Genomic DNA, 21,670 nt, shown 5'->3' on the forward strand with positions numbered 1-21,670 from the left:
CGTGCTGAACGCCGCCCCTCGGCCTACGGTTGGGCACATACGCACGGGCCGCATCGGCCCGGCGGCATGAACAAGGCTGCTGACGAAGGAGCCGGACGTGCGGAACGTGGCGATCCTCGAGGCACCGTCCGTGCTGGGGCTGCGGCCGACCGGCGTCGAGGATCTCCCGGGGGCGTTGTTCGAAACCGGGATGACCGAGGCCCTCGGAGCGGTCCGGGCGGGCCGCGTCGAGCCGCCCGTGTACGACCCGGAGCGGGATCCCGCGACCGGAATCCTGAACCCCGGTGGCATCGCCGCGTACTCCACCGCGCTGGCCGATGCCGTGGGCGAGGTCCTCGGCCAGGGGCGGTTCCCCGTCGTGCTCGGCGGCGACTGCAGTGTGCTGCTCGGCGCCCTGCTCGCGCTGCGCCGCCGGGGCCGGCACGGGCTGCTCTTCCTCGACGGGCACACCGACTTCTACCAGCCCTCGGTGGAACCGGCCGGCGAGGCGGCCTCCATGGAACTCGCCCTGGCCACCGGGCGCGGCCCGCGCGTGCTGGCCGACCTGGAGGGCCTGGGCCCGCTCGTACGGGACGAGGACGTCGTCGCGCTGGGGTTCCGGGACGCGGAGGAGTCCGCGGCGAACGGTATGCAGCCGCTGCCGTCGGCGCTGCACGCGATGGAGCTGGACACCGTGCGCGCCCTGGGGGCGGGCGAGGCGGCCCGTCGCGCCGTCCGGCTGCTGGACGGGGGCCGGGCGGGCGCCGGGTACTGGGTCCATCTCGACGTCGACGTGCTGGACGACGCGGTCATGCCCGCCGTCGACTACCGGCTCCCGGACGGTCTGACATGGCAGGAGCTGGAGACCGTCCTGCGCACGGCACTGTCCGGCGGCGATGCCGTCGGTCTCACCGTGGCGATCTTCAACCCCCGCCTGGATCCCGGCGGGAAGATCGCGCAGCGCCTCAGTGACTGTCTGGTGCGGGCGTTCGACAGGGACGGCCAGGGCTGAGCCGGGGCCGGTCAGACCCCGTGGTGTACACCGTCACCTGTGTCCCCCGCCGTATCAGGCGCTCCTCGACCAGCGCCTCGACCCGGGACCACTTGCCGTCGGCGAGACCGCGGCCGATGCGGGGCATGCGGACGGCCGCGTCCACTTCGCCGGCCCTCTCGGCCACCGTATCCACCGCGGTGTCGATCGCCTCGTAGCGGACGGGGGCGCCCTTGCTGCCGGTCCTGGTGCCGCGCCGGCCGATCATGTCGGCCACCCGGACGCACGGCTCGACCTGGACGAACCGCACCACCGCGCCGAGTCCGAAGTCGTTCGTCGCGCGACCTCGGTGCCAGGCCCGGTACGCCGCCTCCGGCTCGGGACGGCGGCGCGACAACGCCAGGACGAAGGACGAAGCCCTAGCCCCAGCCCCCGGGGTCGTTGCATACATGGGCGATGGCCTTGACGTCCTTCACCGGCGAAACGGTGGCGTCACACGGGCATACGTGCTCCCCGGCATGACGCCACCGTGGGCCCTGCCACTGACAGTGGCCCCGGCCCGCTACTTCGTCAGCTGCGACAGCTCCTGGTCCGCCGTCTGCGAGACCCGGCGGCGGACGCCGTACCAGCCCGCGACCAGCATGGCCGCGATCAGCGGGATGAGCAGGAGGGTCTTGCGGCCGACCTCGGGGTCCTTCCACATCATGCCCAGGCAGGCCAGCAGGAAGACGACCGTGGCGATCTCCGTGACCGGGCTGGCGGGGAGGCGGAAGGAGGGGCGGGTGACCTGACCGGCCTTGGCGCGGCGGACGAAGACCAGGTGGCAGATCATGATGATCACCCAGGTGCTGATGATGCCGAGGGAGGCCACGTTCAGCACGATCTCGAAGGCCTGGGCGGGCACGAGGAAGTTCAGGCCGACGCCCAGCACGCACACCCCGCAGGTCAGCAGGATGCCGCCGTAGGGGACCTGGCTGCGGTTCATCCGGGCGGTGAACCTGGGGGCGGAGCCCGCCATCGCCATGGAGCGCAGGATGCGGCCCGTGGAGTACAGGCCGGAGTTCAGGGAGGACATGGCGGCCGTCAGGACGACGAGGTTCATCACGTCTCCCGCGGCCGGGACGCCGATCTTCGACAGCACCGTGACGAAGGGGCTCTGGTCGGCCGAGTAGAGCGAACCCGGCAGGAGCAGGGCCAGCAGGACGACCGAGCCGACATAGAAGAGGCCGACGCGCCACATGATCGAGTTCACCGCGCGCGGGACGACCTTCTCGGGCTCGGCGGTCTCGCCCGCGGCGACACCGACGAGCTCCAGCGCGGCGTACGCGAAGATCACGCCCTGCATGACCAGGACCGCGGGCATCATCCCGTGCGGGAAGACGCCGCCGTTGTCGGTGATGACGCTCGGGCCGGGCGTCTGGCCGCCCACCTCGTGCTGCGTCGCCAGCAGGAAGATGCCGACGAACATGAAGCCGACGAGCGTCGCGACCTTGATGATCGCGAACCAGAACTCCATCTCACCGAAGTACTTCACCGAGATCAGGTTCACGGCCAGCACCACGGCGAGGGCGACCAGCGCGAGCACCCACTGCGGGATGTCGGTGAACAGACTCCAGTAGTGCGTGTAGAGCGCGATCGCGGTGATGTCCGCGATGCCGGTGGTCGACCAGTTCAGGAAGTACATCCAGCCGGCGACGTACGCGCCCTTCTCGCCGAGGAACTCGCGCGCGTACGACACGAAGGAGCCCGACGAGGGGCGGTAGAGCACGAGCTCACCGAGGGCACGGACCACGAAGAAGGCGAAGACGCCGCAGACCAGATAGGCGATCGCCAGGGCCGGGCCCGCGTTGTGGAGGCGGCCGCCCGCGCCCAGGAAGAGTCCGGTGCCGATCGCGCCCCCGATGGCGATCATGTTGACGTGGCGGGCCTTGAGGTCCTTGCTGTAGCCGGCGTCGCCCGCGTCCGCGGGCACCGCGGCCGCCTCGGTACGCGGCGTGGCCGCAGCCGTGTATACGGCGTCCTTGCTCACGGTGGATCCACTCTCTGGTGCGCCCGAGCGGGTCACGCTCGGCTTCCGGACATGCGTAAGGCCTGCGCCCTCTGTCAGGGCACAGACCAAGGGGCCACCTTCCCCCGCCCTGCGCGGCTCACGCGATGGCACACGTCACAGCCCGCCACTTCCACCCTGCCGTCACCTTGGGCACCGGAGGTTTCACAGCACTGGTGAGACAGCGATACTGCTGCACATGACGACCGACACCGAGGAGCCGACCCTCACGATCGACGAATTGGCCGCACGGGCCGGTGTCACGGTGCGCACGGTCCGCTTCTACGGCACGAAGGGGCTGCTGCCCCCGCCGGTGCTCGGTCCACGGCGGGTGGGGCGGTACGGGCGCGAGCACCTGGCCCGGCTGGCTCTCATCGAGGAGTTGCAGCAGCAGGGCATGACGCTGGCCGGCATCGAGCGCTACCTGCGGCAACTGCCGCCGGATCTGAGCGCACACGACCTCGCCATCCACCGGGCGGTCGTGGCCTCCTGGGCCCCGGAGCCCGTCGAGTCGGTCACGCGCGCGGAGCTGGGGCGGCGCGCCGGACGGCCGCTGGGCGACGACGACGTCGAGCGGCTCGTCGCCATGGGTGTGGTCCGGCCCGCGGACGGCGGCTACGAGGCCGACCTCGGTCTGCTCCGGCTCGGCGCCGGGCTGCTGGACGTGCCGCTCTCCCAGGATGCGATCTTCGCGGCGCGCACGGTTCTCATCGAACACGCGCGCGCCGCGGCCCGGGAGCTGTCCCAGCTCTTCCGCGGTGAGGTGGCGGAGCGTGACGCGCGGGACGTGCGGTCCCTGTCGGCGCACATGCACCCTCTGGTGGTGCAGGCGCTCCTCACCGCCTTCCAGCGGTCACTGAAGGAGGAGCTGGGCCAGTGGCTCACCGGACCTTCGGGCTCCGGCGGCTCAGACGCGGGCTGAGTCGCCGAACCGCTCCCCCTTCTCCGCCTTCTCCACCAGCAGCGCGGGCGGGGCGAAGCGCTCCCCGTACTGCTCGGCGAGTTCACGCGCGCGTGCCACGAATCCGGGCAGGCCGCCCTCGTAGCCGTTGATGTACTGGAGCACGCCGCCGGTCCAGCCCGGGAAGCCGATGCCGAAGATGGAGCCGATGTTGGCGTCGGCGACCGAGGTCAGCACGCCCTCCTCCAGCAGCCGGACGGTGTCCAGCGCCTCGGAGAACAGCATGCGTTCCTGCATGTCCCGGAACGGGATCCGGTGCCCCGGCTTGGTGAAGTGCTCGCGCAGTCCGGGCCAGATGTTGGTGCGCTTGCCGTCGTCGCCGTAGTCGTAGAAGCCGGCGCCGCCGCTGCGGCCCGTGCGGCCGAACTCGTCGACCATGCGGTCGATCACGGCCTCGGCCGGGTGGGCCGTCCAGGTGCCGCCCGCCTCCTCGACCGCCCGCTTCGACTCGGCCCGGATCTTGCGGGGCAGCGTCAGCGTCAGCTCGTCCATCAGCGACAGCACCTTGGCCGGGTAGCCGGCCTGGGCGGCGGCCTGTTCGACCGAGGCGGGTTCGATGCCCTCGCCGACCATGGCGACGCCCTCGTTGATGAAGTGGCCGATGACCCGGGAGGTGAAGAAACCGCGCGAGTCGTTGACGACGATCGGCGTCTTGTTGATCTGCCGGACCAGGTCGAAGGCGCGGGCCAGTGCCTCCTCGCCGGTGCGCTCGCCCTTGATGATCTCGACGAGCGGCATCTTGTCGACCGGCGAGAAGAAGTGCAGGCCGATGAAGTCGCCTTGGCGCTCCACGCCCTCGGCGAGCGCCGTGATGGGCAGGGTGGAGGTGTTGGAGCACAGCAGCGCGTCGGGCTCGACGACGTGCTGGATCTCCTGGAACACCTTGTGCTTGAGGGACGTGTCCTCGAAGACGGCCTCGATGACGGCGTCGCAGCCGGCCAGGTCCTGGACCTCGGCGGTGGGCGTGATGCGGCCGAGCAGCGCGTCGGCCTTCTCCTGGGTCGTGCGGCCCTTGGCGACCGCCTTGGCGCACAGCTTCTCGGAGTAGCCCTTGCCCTTGAGGGCCGCCTCCAGGGAGACGTCCTTCAGGACGACGTCGATGCCGGCACGGGCGCAGGAGTAGGCGATGCCGGCGCCCATCATGCCGGCGCCGAGGACGGCGACCTTGCGGGCCTGGCGCGGTGCGACGCCCTTGGGACGGTTGGCGCCGGAGTTGACGGCCTGGAGGTCGAAGAAGAAGGCCTGGATCATGTTCTTCGAGGTCTGGCCGGCCGCGAGGTCCACGAAGTAGCGGGCCTCGATGACCTGGGCGGTCTCGAAGTCGACCTGGGAGCCTTCGACGGCGGCGGCGAGGATGTTGCGCGGCGCCGGGTAGGGGGCGCCGCCCGTCTGCTTGCGCAGGCCGGCCGGGAAGGCGGGCAGGTTGGCGGCGAACTTGGGGTTGGCCGGTGTGCCGCCCGGGATGCGGTATCCGGGCTTGTCCCAGGGCTGCTGGGACTCGGGGTTGGCGTCGATGAAGGCGCGGGCCTTGGCGAGCAGTTCCTCGTGCGTGTCGGCGACCTCGTCGACGAGGCCGTTGTCCAGGGCGCGGCGCGGGCTGTACTGGGTGCCCTGGAGGAGGACCTTCAGCAGGGCGTCGGCGATTCCCAGCATGCGGACGGTGCGGACGACACCGCCGCCTCCGGGGAGCAGGCCGAGGGTGACCTCGGGGCAGCCGATCTTGGAGTCGGGCGCGTCGAGGGCGACGCGGTGGTGGCAGGCCAGGGCGATCTCGTAACCGCCGCCGAGAGCCGCGCCGTTGAGGGCGGCGACGACCGGCTTGCCGAGGGTCTCGATGCGGCGCAGGTTCCGCTTGATCGCCATGCCGCCGTCGAACAGCTCCTTGGCCGTCTCGGGCGTGACGCGGATGAGGTCGCGCAGGTCGCCGCCCGCGAAGAAGGTCTTCTTCGCGGAGGTGATGATGACGCCCCGGAGGGAGTCCTTCTCGGCCTCCAGGCGGTCGGTGACGGCGGCGAGCGAGTCGCGGAACGCCTGGTTCATGGTGTTCGCGGACTGGTTCGGGTCGTCGATGACGAGGGTGACGAGGCCGGTGCGGTCCTGTTCCCAGCGGATGGTGGTGGGCTCAGTGCTCATGTGGAGGTGCTCCGTGTGATCCGTCGGGAGGGGGTCAGATGCGCTCGACGATGGTGGCGACGCCCATGCCGCCGCCGACGCACAGCGTGGCGAGGCCGTAGCGCTTGTCCTGGCGCTCGAGTTCGTCGACGAGGGTGCCGAGGATCATCGCGCCGGTGGCGCCGAGGGGGTGGCCGAGCGCGATCGCGCCGCCGTTGACGTTGACCTTGTCCAGGGACAGGCCCATGTCCCGTACGAAGCGCAGCACGACCGCCGCGAACGCCTCGTTGATCTCGACGAGGTCGATGTCGTCGATGGTCAGTCCGGCCTTGGCGAGGGCCTTGCGGGTGGCGGGGGCGGGACCGGTGAGCATGATGGTGGGCTCGGAGCCGGAGACGGCGGCGGAGACGATCCGCGCGCGCGGCGTGAGGCCGTAGCGCTCGCCGACCTCCCTGGAGCCGATCGCGACGAGCGAGGCGCCGTCCACGATGCCCGATGAGTTGCCCGCGTGGTGGACGTGGTCGATCTTCTCCACCCAGTGGTACTGCTGGAGGGCCACCGCGTCGAATCCGCCGAGTTCGCCGATGTCCGCGAAGGACGGCTTCAGCTTGGCGAGGGAGTCGGCGGTGGTGCCGGGGCGCGGGAACTCGTCGTGGTCGAGGACGACCAGACCGCTGCGGTCCTTCACCGGGACGACGGACCTGTCGAAGCGGCCGTCCTTCATGGCGGTGGCGGCCCGCTCCTGGGAGAGGGCGGCGTACTCGTCGACGTCGCGCCGGGAGAAGCCCTCGATGGTGGCGATGAGGTCGGCGCCGATGCCCTGCGGCACGAAGTTGACCTGGAGGTTGGTCATCGGGTCGTTGAACCAGGCGCCGCCGTCGGAGGCCATCGGCACCCGGGACATCGACTCGACGCCGCCCGCCAGGACGAGGTCCTCCCAGCCGGAACGGACCTTCGCCGCGGCCAGGTTGACGGCCTCCAGGCCCGAGGCACAGAAGCGGTTCTCCTGCACTCCGGCCACCGTGTCGGGCAGCCCGGCCGCGATCGCCGCGATCCGCGCGATGTCGGAGCCCTGGTCGCCGACCGGGCCGACGACGCCGAGGACGATGTCGTCGACGGCGGCCGGGTCGAGGTCCGGGAAGCGGGCGCGGATCTCGTGGATGAGTCCGACGACCAGGTCGATGGGCTTGGTGCCGTGCAGGGCGCCGCCTGCCTTGCCGCGCCCGCGCGGGGTGCGGATCGCGTCGTACACGTACGCTTCGGTGCTCACGAGGAGGCCTTTCACTGAGGGTTTCGGGACGACGGGAGCAGCCCGGGGACGTCCCAGTCCCGGGCGACGTCCGCGGTGTCGGCGCCCGGCCGGGCCGGGCCGGTGCGGACGGAGGTCGGGGTCGCGGAGAAGCGGGGGGCCGGGGCGGGCTGGGTGATGCCGCCGTGGTCGGTGAAGGTGCCGCGGGCGGCCAGGTGCGGGTGGTGCGGGGCCTCGCGCAGCGACAGCACGGGCGCCACGCACGCGTCGGTGCCGTCGAAGAGGGCCGTCCACTCGTCCCTGGTCCGGCTCTTGAAGCGGGCGGCGACTTCTTCGCGCAGTTCGTCCCAGCGGCCGACGTCCTTGCGGGCCCCGGCGCGGTCGCCGATGCCGAGGAGGGCGAGGAACTCCGCGTAGAACTGCGGCTCCAGGGCACCGACGGCCATGTACCGCCCGTCTGCGGTCTCGTAGGTGCCGTAGTAGGGGCAGCCGCCGTCCAGGAGGTTGGCGCCGCGGCGGTCCTGCCAGCCACCGGCGGCGAGCATGCCGTGGATCATCGTCGCGAGATGGGCGGTGCCGTCGACGATCGCGGCGTCCACGACCTGGCCGGTGCCGCTCGCACGCGCGTGGTGGAGGGCGGCGAGAACGCCGACGACCAGGTACAGCGAGCCGCCCGCGTAGTCGCCGAGGAGGTTGGCGGGGGCGGCCGGCGGCTCGTCCGGACGGCCGATCATGCCGAGGGTGCCGGTGGGGGCGATGTACGCGATGTCGTGCCCGGCGCGCTGGGCGAGCGGGCCGTCCTGGCCCCAGCCGGTCATCCGGCCGTAGACGAGGCGCCGGTTGCGGGCGAGGCAGGCCTCGGGTCCGACGCCGAGGCGTTCGGCGACGCCGGGCCGGTAGCCCTCGAGAAGGATGTCGGCGCGGGCGGCGAGGCCGAGCACCTGGTCCGGGCCGTCCGGTGCCTTCAGATCGACGACCACCGAGCGCTTGTTGCGGTTGGTGACGTCGTACGCCGGGTCGATCGCGAGCACGGGGCCGCCTGGGCGGTCCACGCGCACCACGTCGGCCCCGAGGTCGGCCAGGAGCATGGCGGCGAACGGGCCGGGCCCGATACCCGCCAGCTCGACCACGCGCACGCCGGTGAGCGGGCCGTGTCCTGGCGTCCTTGCCGTGGTCATCCGGCCCCCAGTGCTGTGACACATCTGATGTAACACCAGTGATGCTAAGAACGTGTTCCACTCGGCACAAGACCTGAACGAGCAAGCGCTTAGCAATCTGCCGGACGAGGTCAGCCCGCGTCCAGCTCGACTATCAGCCGCTTCGGGGCGATCACCCGGTAGCTCTCCTCCACCCAGTCGCACAGCACCTCCGCGGTCGGGGCGCCCTGCGGCTCCAGGGGGATGCTCACCCAGCCCGCCTTGCCCAGGCCGTAGCCGGCGGGCTCGGCGCCGGGACAGGCCAGCGCGTGCGCGTGCGCCGTCTCGTCCTTGAGCTTCACCGTCACCCCCAGGGGGTAACTGCCGTCCTGGACCCCAAGGAAGACGAACACCTTCTTGTTGACCTTCGCGACGGACTCGCCCCAGGGGAACTCCTCGACGGCATCCGGCAGCCCCAGCGCGAACGCGCGCGCTTTCTCCCACTTCTTCAGGGCATTCCTGGGCACGGCCATCGTCGTCCTCCGGGCTCGTCGTCGGGCTCCGCACCCCTCACGCTAGCCTCGGCCACCGACAGCGGCACGGGCTGCACGACCGAGGGGTGTCATGAGCAGGCAAAGCAGGACGGACCGTCCGTACGACATCGTGCTCTTCGGAGCGACCAGTTTCGCCGGGGCGCTCACCGCGGAGTACCTGGCCGCGCACGCGCCCGAGGGACTGCGCTGGGCGATCGCGGGCCGCAACGCCGAGAAACTGGAGCGGCTGCGGGAACGGCTGCCCGCCGACGCCGAGGTGGGGGTGGAGCGGGCGGACGTCTGCGACCCGGCCTCGCTGCGCGCCCTCGCGGAGCGCGCGCGTGTGGTGGCCACGACGGTCGGCCCGTACGTGACGTACGGCGAGGAACTCGTCGCCGCCTGCGCCGGCACCGGGACCGACTACCCCGACCTGTGCGGCGAACCCGAGTTCGTGGACCTGATGTACGTCCGGCACGACGCACGCGCGCGGGAGACCGGGGCGCGGCTGGTGCACGCCGCCGGGTTCGACTCGGTCCCGCACGACTTGGGCGTGTACTTCACCGTGCAGCAACTGCCGACGGACGTGCCGCTGGACATCGAGGGCTTCGTGACCGCCGACGCGGCGTTCTCCGGCGGGACCTTCGCCTCGGCCCTCAACCAGTTCGCGCGGCAGAAAGAGATGGCGGCGGCCGTACGGGACCGGCGGCGGCACGAGCCGCGGCTGGTGGGCCGGCGGGTGTCGGCACCGCTCGGCGCGCCCCGGTTCGCCAAGGAGGTCGGCGCGTGGGCGCTGCCGATGCCGACCATCGACCCGCAGATCGTGCGGCGTTCGGCGGCGGCCCTGGACCGGTACGGGCCCGACTTCCGCTATCGGCAGTACGCGGCCGTGCGGCACCTGCCCGTCGCGGTGGGCGGGGTCGCGGCCGTCGGCGCCCTGGTCGCGGCGGCCCAGGTGCCGCCCGCGCGACGCCGGCTGTCGGCCCGGCTCAAGCCCGGCGACGGACCGAGCGCCGAGAAGCGGGCGAAGAGCTGGTTCTCCGTGCGTTTCGTGGGCGAAGGCGGCGGCAAGCGGGTGTACACGGAGGTCTCGGGCGGCGATCCCGGTTACGACGAGACCGCCAAGATGCTCGCCGAGTCGGCCCTGTGCCTGGCCCTGGACGACCTTCCGAGCACGGCGGGCCAGGTGACCACGGCCGTGGCGATGGGCAACGCGCTGATCGACCGGCTGCGAGCGGCGGGCATCCGCTTCCGTGTCGCGGCGGCCCGCTGAGGTCCTACAGCGGCCACTCGGCGATGGTGTAGATCATCCCGGCGATCCAGCCGAGCCCCGCCAGCACGGCGAGGATCAGACCTGCGGTGACGGCCCGCTCGACGCTCTGGGTCGGGCCGGCGACGGGCTTGGGGGCGCGGTGCGTTGTCATGCGCCCCAGCGTGCCGCCGGGGCGGCGGCCGGGCATCCGTACGGATACTCAGCCCCGGTACTCAGATCGTGCCGCTCGCCTCACCGCCGGGGGCGTGCGGTCCGTCAGGCGGGCCCGGTCTCCCGCAGCGCCTTGCGGCACAGCGCGTCCGCCCTGCGGGTGGTCTCCGGGAGGCGGTAGGCGGGCGTCAGCGCGAGGGTGTGCGCGCAGGCGTCGTCCAGCGTCACCCGGTGGCCGACGGAGACGAAGACGGGCTTGACGGCGTCCCGGGTGCGCAGGGCGCGGCCGACCTCCTCGGACCCGGCGAGCAGCGGCGAGGTGCTCCCGCGCGGGGTGTCCGGGTCGTCGTAGGTGAAGGTGAACGGGTTCTTGGCGACACCGATCGTGGGCAGGCCGGTCAGGACGCCGAGGTGGCTGGCGAGGCCGAAGCGGCGGGGGTGGGCGAGTCCGTAGCCGTCGCAGACCACCAGGCCGGGCGGACAGGGCAGGGCGTCGAGGGCGGCGAGGACCGTGGGGATCTCGCGGAAGGCGAGCAACCCCGGCACGTAGGGGAAGGAGACCCGCCCCACGGCCGTGGCCTGCGCGACGACCTCCAGACTCGACGCGTCCAGCACGACCGCCGCGGCCGCGACGACGTCCCGCTCGTCGTCGTAGGCGACGTCGACCCCCGTCAACCTGCCCGTCCCGGGCGGCGGCCCGGATTCGCCGAGGATCACGCGCTCGCGCAGTTCGTCCTGGACGGCGCGGGCCTGTTCCTCGGTGGCGGGCCAGTCCTCGGGGATGCGTACGGTCGTCATGGTGCCCCGAGCCTACGGGCTCCCCGGCGGCCGGACGGGTGCCCGGGGGTAGGCTCCCGCTCATGTTCGTGCTGGAGCTGACGTACACCGCCCCGCTGGAAGCCGTCGACGCCGTGCTGGAGGAGCATGTGGTCTGGCTCGACGAGCAGTACCGGCAGGGGGTCTTCCTCGCGTCCGGGCGCAAGAACCCCCGCGACGGCGGGGTGATCATCGCCGTCGCGGGGGATCGCGCGCTAATCGAGGAGATCACCGCGAAAGACCCGTTCGTCACCGCGGGCTTGTGCGCCTACCGCGTCACCGAGTTCACGGCGACGAAGACGGCACCCGCGCTGGAGGCCTACCGGGAGACCCTCTGAGGCATCGGCCTCACTTGCCCAGCGCGCGCTGCAGCTGGCTCTTGTTCATGCTGGAACGGCCCTCGACACCACGGCGCTTGGCCTCCTGGTACAGCTGGTCGTAGGTGGGCCCCTGGGAGCCCTGCCCCGACCGCTGACCGCCCCGCTTGCCGGAGGACATGTCCTGGGTGGAGGTGCGGCTGGCCGTCTTCGACTCGCCGGAGCGGGCGCGTTCCTTGTTCACCGTCCGAGCGGCGATCTCCTTGGCACGGCCGGTGCTTTCGCCCCGGTCCTTCGCGCTTTCCTTGATGTGCTCGTACTGGCGCTCCCGCTTGGAGCTCGAACCGCGTGGCATTCTCGCTCACTTCCTTTCACGATCAGTGAACGAGTACCCACACTGCCAACGATCAGAGCACCCCGCACGCTCAGTGCTCCAGGCGGGCAACCCGGCCCTTCTCGCCCGCGGCCCAGCACCCGTGGTCCGGGGTGCAGTCGACGGTGTCGTAGGAGCCCGTGTCGACGGTCCGCCAGGTACGTCCGGCATCCGTGGTGAGGTCGGTACCCGTGGGGCCGACGGCGAGGGCGGCGGTGCGGCTGTGCGGGAGCCAGGCGACGCCGGAGCGGTAGGCGGGCGGGGAGGTGGCGGCCGGGCGCCAGGTGCGGCCGCCGTCAAAGGTGCGCGCGGCGGCGCTCGGTGAGGTCTGGTCGGGGCGGAAGTCGCCGCCGACGGCGAGACCGCGGGCGCGGTCGCGGTAGGCGAGCGCGAAGACGCCGCGGGCCGGGTCGCCCGCCGGGAGGGGGGTGTCGGCGGCCGTCCAGGTGCGTCCCCGGTCGGCGGAGTGCAGCACACGCGCGCGCGCCGCCCCGCCGGTGGCGAGCCAGACGTCCTTCGGCCCGGACGTCACCAGGCACTGGCCGCTCGCCGCGAATCCGGCCTCGCCCTCCTGCGCGGGCGGCATGCCCTGGTCCGGCAGCACCTTCCAGGTCCGGCCGCCGTCGCCGGTCGACAGGATGCGGAACTTGCCGTTCACCGGGTCGCTCATCGCGAGGCCGTGGCGGTGGTCGAAGAAGGCGACGCAGTCGTAGAAGGCCTTCGGGTCGGTGTTGCGGAAGGACTCCGTCCAGGTCGCTCCGCCGTCGTCGGTGCGGTAGACGCGGGACGCCTCGCCCTCGCCGATGGCCAGGACCACGGCCCGGCGCGCGTCGAACGCCTCGACGTCCCGGAACTGCAACTCCCCCGTCCCGGGCGGCGAGACGTTCCGCCAGGTCGCCCCGCCGTCGGTGGTGCGCAGCACGGTGCCCCCGGTCCCGGCGACCCACGCGGTGTTCCGGCTGACCGCCGCGAGGCCCCGGAAGCGTGCCTCCACGGCGCCGGTGTCCTTGAGTTCCCAGTGCGGCGCCCGGCGCTCCGGCCCCTGCGCCTGCGCCGGTACGGCGGTCAGGGCGGCCAGTGCCGCCGCGCAGGCCGCCATCGCGGTCGCCCTGCCCCGAGTTCGTCCCGTGCGTCGCGTGCTCCCCATGCGCCTCATGGCCGGGGAAGCTAGCCCACCGCCCGGGTGCCGTCCAGATGGCCTCGCGGACGTTCCGGGTGGTGCGGCGGGTGCCACGAGTGCCCTTCCGGGCACAGGAGGAGAGCCACGTCACTCCGGCGCATGAACGCGGTGACAGAGGTCACTCGCACTTCGTGTGCACGGATTGGCTGATTCCGTCGTCTCTTCCCATGCCCGGCCTCATCCGCCCGGACGTGTCCGTTCAGCCGTCACAAGGGAGCAAGGCGTTGTCCATCGTCATCGAGCAGCCCGTGGAGGCCCGCCTCGTCGCCGCCGCGCCGCGTATGCCGAGCATTCCCGCGACGCTGCACTACGACCGGCGTGATCCTTTCGCCGTCCGCATGACCTTCCCCGCCCCGGCCACGCTGGAGGGCGTCGAGGTCTGCTGGACCTTCTCCCGTGAGCTGCTGGCCGCGGGCCAGACGAACGCCGAGGGGCACGGCGACGTACGGGTGCGGCCCTATGGCTACGACCGCACGGTGCTGGAGTTCCACGCCCCCGAGGGCACCGCCGTGGTCCACGTCCGCTCGAGCGAGATCCGCCGGTTCCTGGAAGCCACGAGCGAACTCGTGCCCGTCGGCCTGGAGCACCTCCAACTGGACCTGGACCATGGTCTCGCCGAGCTGATGCGCGACGCGTGCTGAGTCAACGGACCCGGGTCAGGAGGGTGTTGACCTCGCCGTAGCCCAGCGCGTCGGCCAGTCCCCCATAGGTCCCCCGGTCCAGCAGCTCCCGCGCTGCCCGGCGGACCACGGCGTGGGCGGCCTGGGCGATGCCCGAGCCGACGCTGATCCGGGCGACGCCCAGGGCGGCCAGTTCGGCGACCGGGGGTGCGCCGGGGCCGGCCATCACGTTCAGCGGCCCGTCGACGCCGGTCACCAGTTCTTTCACGGTCCCCGGGTCGACGGCCCCGGGGACGAGGATCCCGTCGGCGCCGGCGGCGCGGTAGGCGGCCGCCCGCTCCAGGGTGGGGTCCACTCCCCCGTCGCCGCAGAGGAAGGTGTCGATGCGGGCGTTGACGAACAGCGGCACTCCCGCCGCGTCGGCCGCCTCGCGGACGGCGGTGATCCGCTCGGCCTGCTCGGCGACGTCCCGCAGCGGGCCGTCGGCCCCGGCGCCGTACCGGGCGTCCTCGATGTTCACCCCGACCGCTCCCGCGTCGAGGACGGCCCGGACCGTGTCGGCGACGCCCTCCGCGTCCTCGGCGTATCCGCTCTCGATGTCCGCGGTCACGGGGACGCTCACGGTGTTCGCGATCCTGGCGACGGCGGCGAGGGCCGCGTCCCGGCCCACCCGCTCGCCGTCCGCCGCGCCGAGTGCCCAGACCAGCCCGGCGCTAGTCGTCGCCACGGCGGCGGCCCCCGCCTCCTCGACGAGCCGGGCGCTCACGGCGTCCCAGGCGTTGGGCAGGACCAGCGGGGTCCCGGGGATGTGAAGGGCCCGGAAGGCCGAGGCGAGGTCGCTCCGCTGGGTCATGGGGCAACTGAACCAGCGGGCGGGCCGGGACGTCCGGCAGAAATCCGACGTGGATGGTGGGGCGGGCGTCGGACCGCGGGATCGGCGTGCCGGTGAAGCGGACTCCGGCCGCAGGACCCACGCGACGGTCAAGCAAGCCCCGGGCACAAGACCCACGCGACGGTGAACCGGAACCGGGCCGTGGGCCCGGCACAGGCGTGGACGGCTGCCGGTCCGCGCGCTCAGCCGCCTGCCGTCGGTGCGGGGGCGGACCTGGTCGTCGTGGTCACCGCCGTACTCGCCTCGCAAACCGCCCTCCGCGGCCCGGGCCCCGCCGCACCGGCGCGTTCGAGCAGGGCCTCGAGCCGCCGCTCGTGGACGCGCACCTCGCGCTCCGGCAGCAGCCCCGCCGCGGCGGCGAGCGCGACGACCGCCGCGTCCCGCCCGGAGACCTCGGCGCCCTCGCCCCGCAGGACGTCCCGCACCTCCTCCCGCAGCGCCTCCACGACCGCGAGCCGCTCCAGCGCGTACTCCACGGAGGGGAACATGCCGAGCACCCGGCGCTTCTCCGCCCGCAAGTACCCCTCCGCCACCAGTTGTTCGCGCACGGCGTCGAAGGTCACCCGCGCCCGCAGCGTCACCCAGGTCCGCCAGGGGTGCGGGCACGACTCGCGAACGAGGTCCAGCAGCCCGTCGAGGACCGCGTCACCCGTGCTCGCGTCCAGGTCGACCGGTGTGGCGATGCCGTCCTCGTCGGTGAGCAGACCGCGCTGGGCCAGCTCGACGAGGGCGCCCGCCCGCACCAGGTCCGGCCGGTGTGCGGTGCCGCCGGCCGCAGGCCGCGCGGCGTCCCAGGCCAGCAGACAGAGCCGGGCCGGCAGCGTGAGCGGGCCGTTGGGCACGGGGCCTCCTTGGGAGCGGGAAGATCGAGTCGCACGTTAATCCGTTGACAGGCTCAAAGCGCCCTCCTACGGTGTGAAGCGTCCCTGTCGCCGCCGATTGGAGAAGGACGTTGCTCGTCTGAGGTCCTGAGACACCGCGTCACACCTCACTGGTGTGCGCTGCGTGCGACCTCGGCGTTCGAGCCGTCCTTGGGTGCAGGGCGTTTTTCATGCCCGGGATGTGCCATGGAGCCTCCTCCTCCCCTGGTCGCAGGTGTCTCGACACGCGTTTGCCCCTGACCGCTTCGAGCAACCGCGAGTGAGGCCACCATGTCTGCTTCCATCACCGTCACGTCCCTCTCGTTCACCTGGCCCGACGGCAGCCCCGTCTTCGAAGGGCTGGACGTCACGTTCGGCCCCGGCCGCACCGGCCTGGTCGGCGTCAACGGGTCTGGAAAATCAACCCTGTTGAGACTGATCGCCGGTGAACTCGCACCAGCCGACGGCACCGTCCGGGTGGCCGGCGAGGTCGGATACCTCCCGCAGAACGTCACGCTCGACACCACCCTGCGCGTCGACGAGGCGCTCGGCATCGCCGGCCGGCGCGCCGCGCTGCACGCCATCGAGGCGGGTGACGTCTGCGAGGCGCACTTCGAGACCGTCGGCGACGACTGGGACGTCGAGGAGCGCGCCCTCGCCACCCTCGGCGAACTCGGCCTGGGGCACGTCCATCTGGACCGCACCATCGGTGAGGTGTCGGGCGGCGAATCCGTCCTGCTGCGCCTGGCCGCACTCCTCCTGCGCCGCCCCGACGTGCTGCTGCTGGACGAACCGACCAACAACCTCGACCTGCACGCCCGCAGACGGCTGTACGCGGCCGTCCGGTCCTGGCCGGGCGTGATGATCGTCGTCAGCCACGACCGTGAACTGCTGGACTTGGTCGACCAGATCGCCGATCTGCGCTCCGGGGAGATCACCTGGTACGGCGGCAACTACTCCGACTACGAGGAGGCTCTGGAGATCGAACAGGAGGCGGCCGAACGCATGGTGCGCGTCGCCGAGTCCGACTTCCGCAAGCAGAAGCGCGAACTGGCCGACGCCCAGGTCAAGCTGGCCCGCCGGAAACGGTACGGGCAGAAGATGTGGGACAGCAAGCGCGAGCCCAAGATCGTTATGGGGGCGCGCAAGCGCGCGGCGCAGGAATCCGCGGGCAAGCACCGGATCATGCACGAGGAGAAGCTCGCCGAGGCCAGGGAGCGGCTCGACGAGGCGGTGGAGGCCGTACGGGACGACGACGAGATCCGCGTCGACCTGCCGTACACGGCCGTGCCACCGGGGCGTACGGTCCTCACCCTCCAGGATCTCGGGCTCCGGTACGGCGCCCGGGTGCGGGGCGGCTTCGAGCTGCGCGGGCCGGAGCGGGTGGCGTTGATCGGGCGCAACGGCGCGGGCAAGACGACCCTGCTGCGCACGATCACCGGTGAGCTGGCCCCGGAGTCGGGCGAGGTGCGGGCGCACGTTCCGCTGCGGTTCCTGCCGCAGCGGCTCGACGTCCTCGACGGGGAGCGGACCGTCGCCGAGAACGTGGCCCGGTTCGCGCCGGGTGCCACCAACAACCGGATCAGGGCGCGGCTGGCGCGGTTCCTGTTCCGGGGCGCCCGTGCCGATCAGAAGGCGGCGACGCTGTCCGGCGGTGAGCGCTTCCGGGCAGCGCTGGCGGCGCTGATGCTGGCCGAGCCCGCACCGCAGCTGCTCATGCTGGACGAGCCGACCAACAACCTCGACATGGCGAGCGTCCGGCAGCTCACCACGGCTCTGGAGTCGTACGAGGGGGCGCTGCTCGTGGCCAGTCACGACCTGCCCTTCCTGGAGTCGATCGGCATCACGCGCTGGCTGCTGCTGGAGGAGGGCGAACTGAGGGAAATCACGCCAGAGGCTGTCGGGATTTCCTCCTAGCGTCGGTGGCATGACCGACGCCACGCACGATGCCATCACCCTGACCGGAGCACGTGAGAACAACCTGAAGGACGTCACCCTGCGCATCCCGAAAGGCCGGCTGACCGTGTTCACCGGCGTTTCGGGGTCGGGGAAGTCGTCCGTGGTCTTCGACACGATCGCTGTGGAGTCGCAGCGCCAGCTGAACGAGACGTACCCGTGGTTCGTCCGCAACCGGCTGCCCAAGTTCGAGCGGCCGCACGCGGACGGCCTGGAGCACCTCACGCCCGCGATCGTCGTGGACCAACGGCAGGTCGGCGGCCACTCCCGGTCGACCGTCGGCACCATGACGGACGTCTACTCGGTGATCCGGGTGCTGTTCTCCCGGCACGGCACCCCGAGCGCCGGACCCGCGACGGCGTACTCGTTCAACGACCCTGCGGGCATGTGCCCCGAGTGCGACGGCCTCGGCCGCACGGTACGCCCTGACTGGGACCGCATCCTCGACCCGGACCGCTCCCTCGCGGACGGCGCGGTCCGCTTCCCGCCGTTCGCCGCCGGGACCTGGCAGGGACAGGCGTACACGAACAGCGACGACCTCGACCCGCACAAGCCCGTGGGCCGGTTCACCCCCGCCGAGCGCGAGTTCCTGATGCGCGGACGGCCCGGCAGCAAGGTCACCGTCAACGGCACCGGCGGCACCTGGACCACCGAGTACGAGGGGCTGGCCGTCCGCTTCGAGCGGCTGTACCTGAAGCGGGACCTGTCGGCCATGAGCCAGAGGACCAGGGACCTCGTCCGCGCGTTCCTGGTGGAGGGCACCTGCCCGGTCTGCCGCGGAGCACGTCTGAACGCGGCGGCGCTCGCGACCCGGATCAACGGCCGGTCGATCGCCGACTGCACCCGCATGCAGGTCACGGACCTGATCGCCGTGCTCAAGGAGATCGACGACCCGGTCGCCGCGCCGATCGCCTCGGCCGCCGTCGCGGCGCTGGAGCGCATCGAGGCGATCGGGCTCGGCTACCTCAGCCTCGACCGGGAGACGGCCACGCTCAGCGGCGGGGAGGGGCAGCGGCTGAAGACGGTGCGGCACCTCGGCTCCAGCCTGACCGGGATGACGTACATCTTCGACGAGCCGAGCGTCGGACTGCATCCGCGCGACGTGGGCCGCCTCGGAGAGCTGCTGCTGCGGCTGCGCGACAAGGGCAACACCGTGCTGGTCGTCGAGCACGACCCGGACGTGATCGCGCTGGCCGACCACGTCGTCGACATGGGGCCGGGAGCCGGCACCGGGGGCGGCACGGTGGTGTTCGAGGGAACGCCGCGGGAGCTGGCCGCGTCCGGCACGCTCACCGGGCGCTGCCTGCGCACCCGCACGGCGGTCAAGGACGAGGTGCGGCAGCCGACCGGCGAGTTGTGGGTCAAGGGCGCCGACCGGCACAACCTGCGGGATCTGACCGTACGGTTCCCGGCCGGTGTACTCACGGCGGTGACCGGGGTCGCCGGGTCCGGCAAGAGCACCCTGGCCGGGGAGTTCACCGCCGCGCACGAGGAGGCCGTGGTCGTCGACCAGTCGGCGATCGGCATCTCGGGCCGCTCCACCCCGGCGACGTACCTGGGGATCATGGACACCGTCCGGAAGATCTTCGCCCGTGAGACGGGGGCCGAGGCGGGTCAGTTCAGCTTCAACTCCGCCGGGGCCTGCGGCACCTGCGGGGGGCGGGGCATCATCTACACCGACCTCGCCTTCATGGACCCGGTGACGACGACCTGCCACGACTGCGAGGGGCGGCGCTTCAAGGAGGAGGTGCTGCGGCTGACGGTGAAGGGCAGCTCCGTCGCCGACGTCCTGGAGATGACGGCCGAGCAGGCACTGGGCTTCTTCGACGACACGAGCGTACGGCGCCGGCTGCGCGCCCTGCGGGACGTCGGCCTCACCTATCTGACGCTCGGCCAGCCGCTCTCCACGCTCTCGGGCGGTGAGCGGCAGCGCATCAAGCTGGCCACGCGCCTGCACCGCACGGGCGCGGTCTATGTGCTCGACGAACCGACGACCGGTCTGCACATGGCGGACGTGGAGGGCCTCGTCGCCCTGTTGGACCGGCTGGTCGACGCGGGCAACACGGTCGTGGTCGTCGAACACAACCTCGACGTGGTCGCCCGGGCCGACTGGGTGATCGACCTCGGCCCGGACGGCGGCCGGGACGGCGGCGAGATCGTCTTCGAGGGAACACCACGCCGGCTTCTGGAGGCGGAGGGGTCATTCACCGGCGAGCATCTGCGGCGGGCGGTCCGGGCGGACGTCATCGCGCCGGCCTGAGCTCCCCGGTGAGCGGCACGCCGGGGTGAGCGCTGTTGCTGACGACGGCGAGGCGGGGGCCTTGGGGACCGTGGTGCCACTGCCCGCCGACCAGCGGAAGGAGGGCGATGTTGGGCGCCGGCCCCCGGGTCCAGTCGAGGCGCCCGGCGACGGTGTCGAGCCGGGTGCCGGCGAGGGCCCGCGCCACGGACGCCCGGTCGGTGGGGTCGTCCGCGACGGCGAGGGCATGGTGGGCCGTCTCCAGGAGGGCGTGGGCCAGACCCAGCGGCTGGAGCCACGCGGCGCCGGTGTCTCGCCGGTAGGCGCGGGCGAGTTCCGCGCACGTGGTGCCGTCCAGGCCGGAGCGGTAGGGGTGACCGGGGCTCCAGTAGACCAGGGTGGCCACGCGGGCGTCGGCCAGTTCGCCGTGTACGCCGGGGGCACGGGTGGTGTGGGTGTGCGGGTAGGTCAGCCAGCGCGAGCAGGTGATCAGCCGCGGACGCAGCCCTGCCTCGCGGGCCTGGCGGTGGAAGAGGGCGAGGTCGGCGGCGGTGGCGGCGCTGGTGACCAGGTCGGCGCCGCGCTCCCGCATCCGCCTGACCTGCGCCTGGAAGCCGTCGGCCGGCTCACGGTAGGCGCCGAGGTCGACCAGGGTGTGCCCGCGCGGGGACGTCACCGGGGCGAAGCCGTAGCGGTCGTGACGCAGCAGATCGCCCTGCAGGTCGTCGTTCCAGAGACACCCGACGGCGCCCCCGCCGGCCAGCTCCCACAGGTCCGCGAAGACGGTGGCGATGTCGTCCAGCCCCCACGCGAAGTGGTACGTCCACCGGAAGCGGTGCCCGGGTCCGGCGCCGCGCGTGTGGACGTACGCCTGCCAGGGGAACGTGGTCGACACACAGGGGACCCGGATTTGCTCGCAGGCCGCGGTGACGGCGGGCAGGACCCGCGTCCCGGCCATCGTGACCACGATGTGCGCGCCGTCGGCTCCGGCCAGGTCCCGCACGGCCCGCCGGGCCGCGTCGGGCTCCGAGCGGCTGTCGCGCACCACGACGGTCACGTCGTGACGGCGCGCGCCGTTGCGGACGTGCGCGAGACGGGGCGCGAGCCTGCGCAGCACGTACGACAACGGTGACCCGAGAGGGGCCAGTCGACCCGTCAGAGGCGCTACCACGCCCACGCACAGGGAAGATGACGACATGACGGCCCCTCTCCGGGCTGTACCGGGTGGCTGCTCAGTGGCCGGAGCGGTCCGCGGTGACGCAGGTGGTCCTGCTGAACACCGCCACCGTCTCGTTGCCGCAGTTGTTGCTGTGGCCCGAGGCGTTCCGGGCGAAGAGCAGGTTGGACAGGACGCCTCCGCTGGGGCCCGCCTGGTCGCCGCCGCCCCTGCCGTCGTCCTCGGTCACACAGGTGCGCTCCTTGAAGAGCGCCACCTTGCCCGTCCCGCAGAGGTTGGCGTGGCCGGAGGAGTTCCTGCCGGAGAGGTTGGACAGCACCCCGCCCGCCCCCGCGTCGCCGTCTCCGGCCTGGGCCGTGGCCATGCCGGCCGGAACAGCCATGAGCATCCCCGCGATCGAGGCCACTACCGCGATTCGCCGCGCACCGTACATCTCTCTGGGTTTCCTTCCATCGGGTCGGTCCCGGCCGTCCGGGCCGGGAGCACTACGCATAACGACGGGCCGGAAGATCGACACGGGCCCGGCGCGGTGAATCATCCGCAAGACGGTTGATCAGGTCCTCCGATGGGATGCCGACCACGCGGGCGTTGACACGTCGAGGAGCGGACCGCGCCGTGGATCGGGGGCGGTCTGGCCGCCCGCAGGCCGGTCGCGCGTGCGGGGAGCGCCGGACGGCCCCCTCCGGCGCCGCCTCAGCGCCCCTGGAGCCCTGGAGCCCTTCGCCCGCCGCTTCCCCGGCTTCGGCGGTGAGACCCACGGGGTGACCCGGGACCCCGGCACTGGCACCGGCACCGGCGACCACCGGACCGCG

Annotated in this window: 20 protein-coding genes and 1 pseudogene; 7 read left to right on the forward strand and 14 right to left on the reverse strand. The window is 72.4% G+C overall.

Annotated features, from left to right (window positions below; all coding sequences use genetic code 11):
* Positions 1-97: 97 nt before the first annotated feature.
* A complete protein-coding gene (locus ACIQHQ_RS07170; RefSeq protein WP_402610734.1) occupies positions 98-991 on the forward strand; it encodes an arginase family protein in 894 nt (297 codons plus the stop codon).
* On the opposite strand, the pseudogene ACIQHQ_RS07175 reads toward ACIQHQ_RS07170, so the two are convergent.
* Both ACIQHQ_RS07175 and ACIQHQ_RS07180 read right to left on the reverse strand, forming a co-directional pair.
* Positions 945-1,490, reverse strand: a pseudogene (locus ACIQHQ_RS07175) (Appr-1-p processing protein). The gene ACIQHQ_RS07170 and the pseudogene ACIQHQ_RS07175 sit on opposite strands and share 47 nt — an antisense overlap.
* Positions 1,491-1,532: 42 nt before the next feature.
* Positions 1,533-2,999, reverse strand: a complete 1,467-nt coding sequence (locus ACIQHQ_RS07180; RefSeq protein WP_402610735.1) for an amino acid permease — start codon at positions 2,997-2,999, stop codon at positions 1,533-1,535.
* A 217-nt stretch (positions 3,000-3,216) separates the two neighbouring features.
* Between ACIQHQ_RS07180 and ACIQHQ_RS07185 the strand changes: the two genes are divergently transcribed.
* On the forward strand, positions 3,217-3,939 hold the full coding sequence (locus tag ACIQHQ_RS07185; RefSeq protein WP_402610736.1) for a MerR family transcriptional regulator: 723 nt from the start codon (positions 3,217-3,219) through the stop codon (positions 3,937-3,939).
* Here the strand turns inward: ACIQHQ_RS07185 and ACIQHQ_RS07190 are convergent.
* The 4 genes from ACIQHQ_RS07190 to ACIQHQ_RS07205 all read right to left on the reverse strand — a co-directional run bounded on the left by ACIQHQ_RS07190 (position 3,925) and on the right by ACIQHQ_RS07205 (position 9,008).
* Positions 3,925-6,111 (reverse strand): 3-hydroxyacyl-CoA dehydrogenase NAD-binding domain-containing protein, encoded by a 2,187-nt coding sequence (locus ACIQHQ_RS07190; RefSeq protein WP_402610737.1) that lies wholly within the window; start codon positions 6,109-6,111, stop codon positions 3,925-3,927. The genes ACIQHQ_RS07185 and ACIQHQ_RS07190 overlap by 15 nt on opposite strands.
* A gap of 34 nt (positions 6,112-6,145) precedes the next feature.
* Positions 6,146-7,360, reverse strand: a complete 1,215-nt coding sequence (locus ACIQHQ_RS07195; RefSeq protein ID WP_402610738.1) for an acetyl-CoA C-acetyltransferase — start codon at positions 7,358-7,360, stop codon at positions 6,146-6,148.
* Between the two features lie 11 nt (positions 7,361-7,371).
* Entirely contained in the window at positions 7,372-8,517 is a 1,146-nt protein-coding gene (locus ACIQHQ_RS07200; protein WP_402610739.1) for a CaiB/BaiF CoA transferase family protein, read from the reverse strand.
* A gap of 110 nt (positions 8,518-8,627) precedes the next feature.
* A complete protein-coding gene (locus tag ACIQHQ_RS07205) occupies positions 8,628-9,008 on the reverse strand; it encodes an MmcQ/YjbR family DNA-binding protein (RefSeq protein WP_402610740.1) in 381 nt (126 codons plus the stop codon).
* A 91-nt stretch (positions 9,009-9,099) separates the two neighbouring features.
* Here ACIQHQ_RS07205 and ACIQHQ_RS07210 point away from each other — a divergent pair, with 91 nt between their 5' ends.
* Complete coding sequence (locus ACIQHQ_RS07210; RefSeq protein ID WP_402610741.1) at positions 9,100-10,278, forward strand: saccharopine dehydrogenase family protein; 1,179 nt, start codon at positions 9,100-9,102, stop codon at positions 10,276-10,278.
* Positions 10,279-10,282: 4 nt separating this feature from the next.
* Here ACIQHQ_RS07210 and mmpA read toward each other — a convergent pair whose 3' ends face one another.
* Positions 10,283-10,429: a morphogenic membrane protein MmpA gene (gene mmpA, locus ACIQHQ_RS07215; RefSeq protein ID WP_402610742.1), complete on the reverse strand. Its 147-nt coding sequence runs from the start codon at positions 10,427-10,429 to the stop codon at positions 10,283-10,285.
* Between the two features lie 104 nt (positions 10,430-10,533).
* The gene (locus ACIQHQ_RS07220; RefSeq protein WP_402610743.1) at positions 10,534-11,226 is read right to left on the reverse strand and encodes an endonuclease V; all 693 of its coding nucleotides are present in this window, start codon (positions 11,224-11,226) and stop codon (positions 10,534-10,536) included.
* Positions 11,227-11,288: 62 nt separating this feature from the next.
* Here ACIQHQ_RS07220 and ACIQHQ_RS07225 point away from each other — a divergent pair, with 62 nt between their 5' ends.
* Entirely contained in the window at positions 11,289-11,582 is a 294-nt protein-coding gene (locus ACIQHQ_RS07225) for a YciI family protein (protein WP_402610744.1), read from the forward strand.
* A 10-nt stretch (positions 11,583-11,592) separates the two neighbouring features.
* Here ACIQHQ_RS07225 and ACIQHQ_RS07230 read toward each other — a convergent pair whose 3' ends face one another.
* Both ACIQHQ_RS07230 and ACIQHQ_RS07235 read right to left on the reverse strand, forming a co-directional pair.
* Positions 11,593-11,916, reverse strand: a complete 324-nt coding sequence (locus ACIQHQ_RS07230; RefSeq protein ID WP_402610745.1) for a plasmid stabilization protein — start codon at positions 11,914-11,916, stop codon at positions 11,593-11,595.
* 70 nt (positions 11,917-11,986) lie between these two features.
* A complete protein-coding gene (locus ACIQHQ_RS07235) occupies positions 11,987-13,033 on the reverse strand; it encodes a WD40/YVTN/BNR-like repeat-containing protein (protein ID WP_402610746.1) in 1,047 nt (348 codons plus the stop codon).
* Positions 13,034-13,338: 305 nt separating this feature from the next.
* Between ACIQHQ_RS07235 and ACIQHQ_RS07240 the strand changes: the two genes are divergently transcribed.
* Positions 13,339-13,755, forward strand: a complete 417-nt coding sequence (locus ACIQHQ_RS07240) for an SsgA family sporulation/cell division regulator (protein ID WP_402610747.1) — start codon at positions 13,339-13,341, stop codon at positions 13,753-13,755.
* A 1-nt stretch (position 13,756) separates the two neighbouring features.
* Here the strand turns inward: ACIQHQ_RS07240 and ACIQHQ_RS07245 are convergent, their stop codons facing one another.
* Both ACIQHQ_RS07245 and ACIQHQ_RS07250 read right to left on the reverse strand, forming a co-directional pair.
* A complete protein-coding gene (locus ACIQHQ_RS07245) occupies positions 13,757-14,587 on the reverse strand; it encodes an isocitrate lyase/phosphoenolpyruvate mutase family protein (RefSeq protein ID WP_402610748.1) in 831 nt (276 codons plus the stop codon).
* 221 nt (positions 14,588-14,808) lie between these two features.
* Positions 14,809-15,468 (reverse strand): GPP34 family phosphoprotein, encoded by a 660-nt coding sequence (locus ACIQHQ_RS07250; protein ID WP_402610749.1) that lies wholly within the window; start codon positions 15,466-15,468, stop codon positions 14,809-14,811.
* Positions 15,469-15,777: 309 nt separating this feature from the next.
* Between ACIQHQ_RS07250 and ACIQHQ_RS07255 the strand changes: the two genes are divergently transcribed.
* Both ACIQHQ_RS07255 and ACIQHQ_RS07260 read left to right on the forward strand, forming a co-directional pair.
* Positions 15,778-17,403: an ABC-F family ATP-binding cassette domain-containing protein gene (locus ACIQHQ_RS07255; protein WP_402610750.1), complete on the forward strand. Its 1,626-nt coding sequence runs from the start codon at positions 15,778-15,780 to the stop codon at positions 17,401-17,403.
* Positions 17,404-17,413: 10 nt separating this feature from the next.
* On the forward strand, positions 17,414-19,702 hold the full coding sequence (locus ACIQHQ_RS07260; RefSeq protein ID WP_402610751.1) for an ATP-binding cassette domain-containing protein: 2,289 nt from the start codon (positions 17,414-17,416) through the stop codon (positions 19,700-19,702).
* Here ACIQHQ_RS07260 and ACIQHQ_RS07265 read toward each other — a convergent pair.
* Positions 19,686-20,879 carry an ABC transporter substrate-binding protein gene (locus tag ACIQHQ_RS07265; protein WP_402610752.1) on the reverse strand — a complete coding sequence of 398 codons (1,194 nt, stop codon included), beginning with the start codon at positions 20,877-20,879 and terminating at the stop codon, positions 19,686-19,688. The two genes, ACIQHQ_RS07260 and ACIQHQ_RS07265, sit on opposite strands and share 17 nt — an antisense overlap.
* A gap of 34 nt (positions 20,880-20,913) precedes the next feature.
* The gene (locus ACIQHQ_RS07270; protein ID WP_402610753.1) at positions 20,914-21,240 is read right to left on the reverse strand and encodes a hypothetical protein; all 327 of its coding nucleotides are present in this window, start codon (positions 21,238-21,240) and stop codon (positions 20,914-20,916) included.
* Positions 21,241-21,670 lie beyond the last annotated feature (430 nt).

Origin of the sequence: Streptomyces sp. NPDC092370 (assembly GCF_044755265.1) — a bacterium.
In the GTDB taxonomy this organism is placed as follows: domain Bacteria; phylum Actinomycetota; class Actinomycetes; order Streptomycetales; family Streptomycetaceae; genus Streptomyces.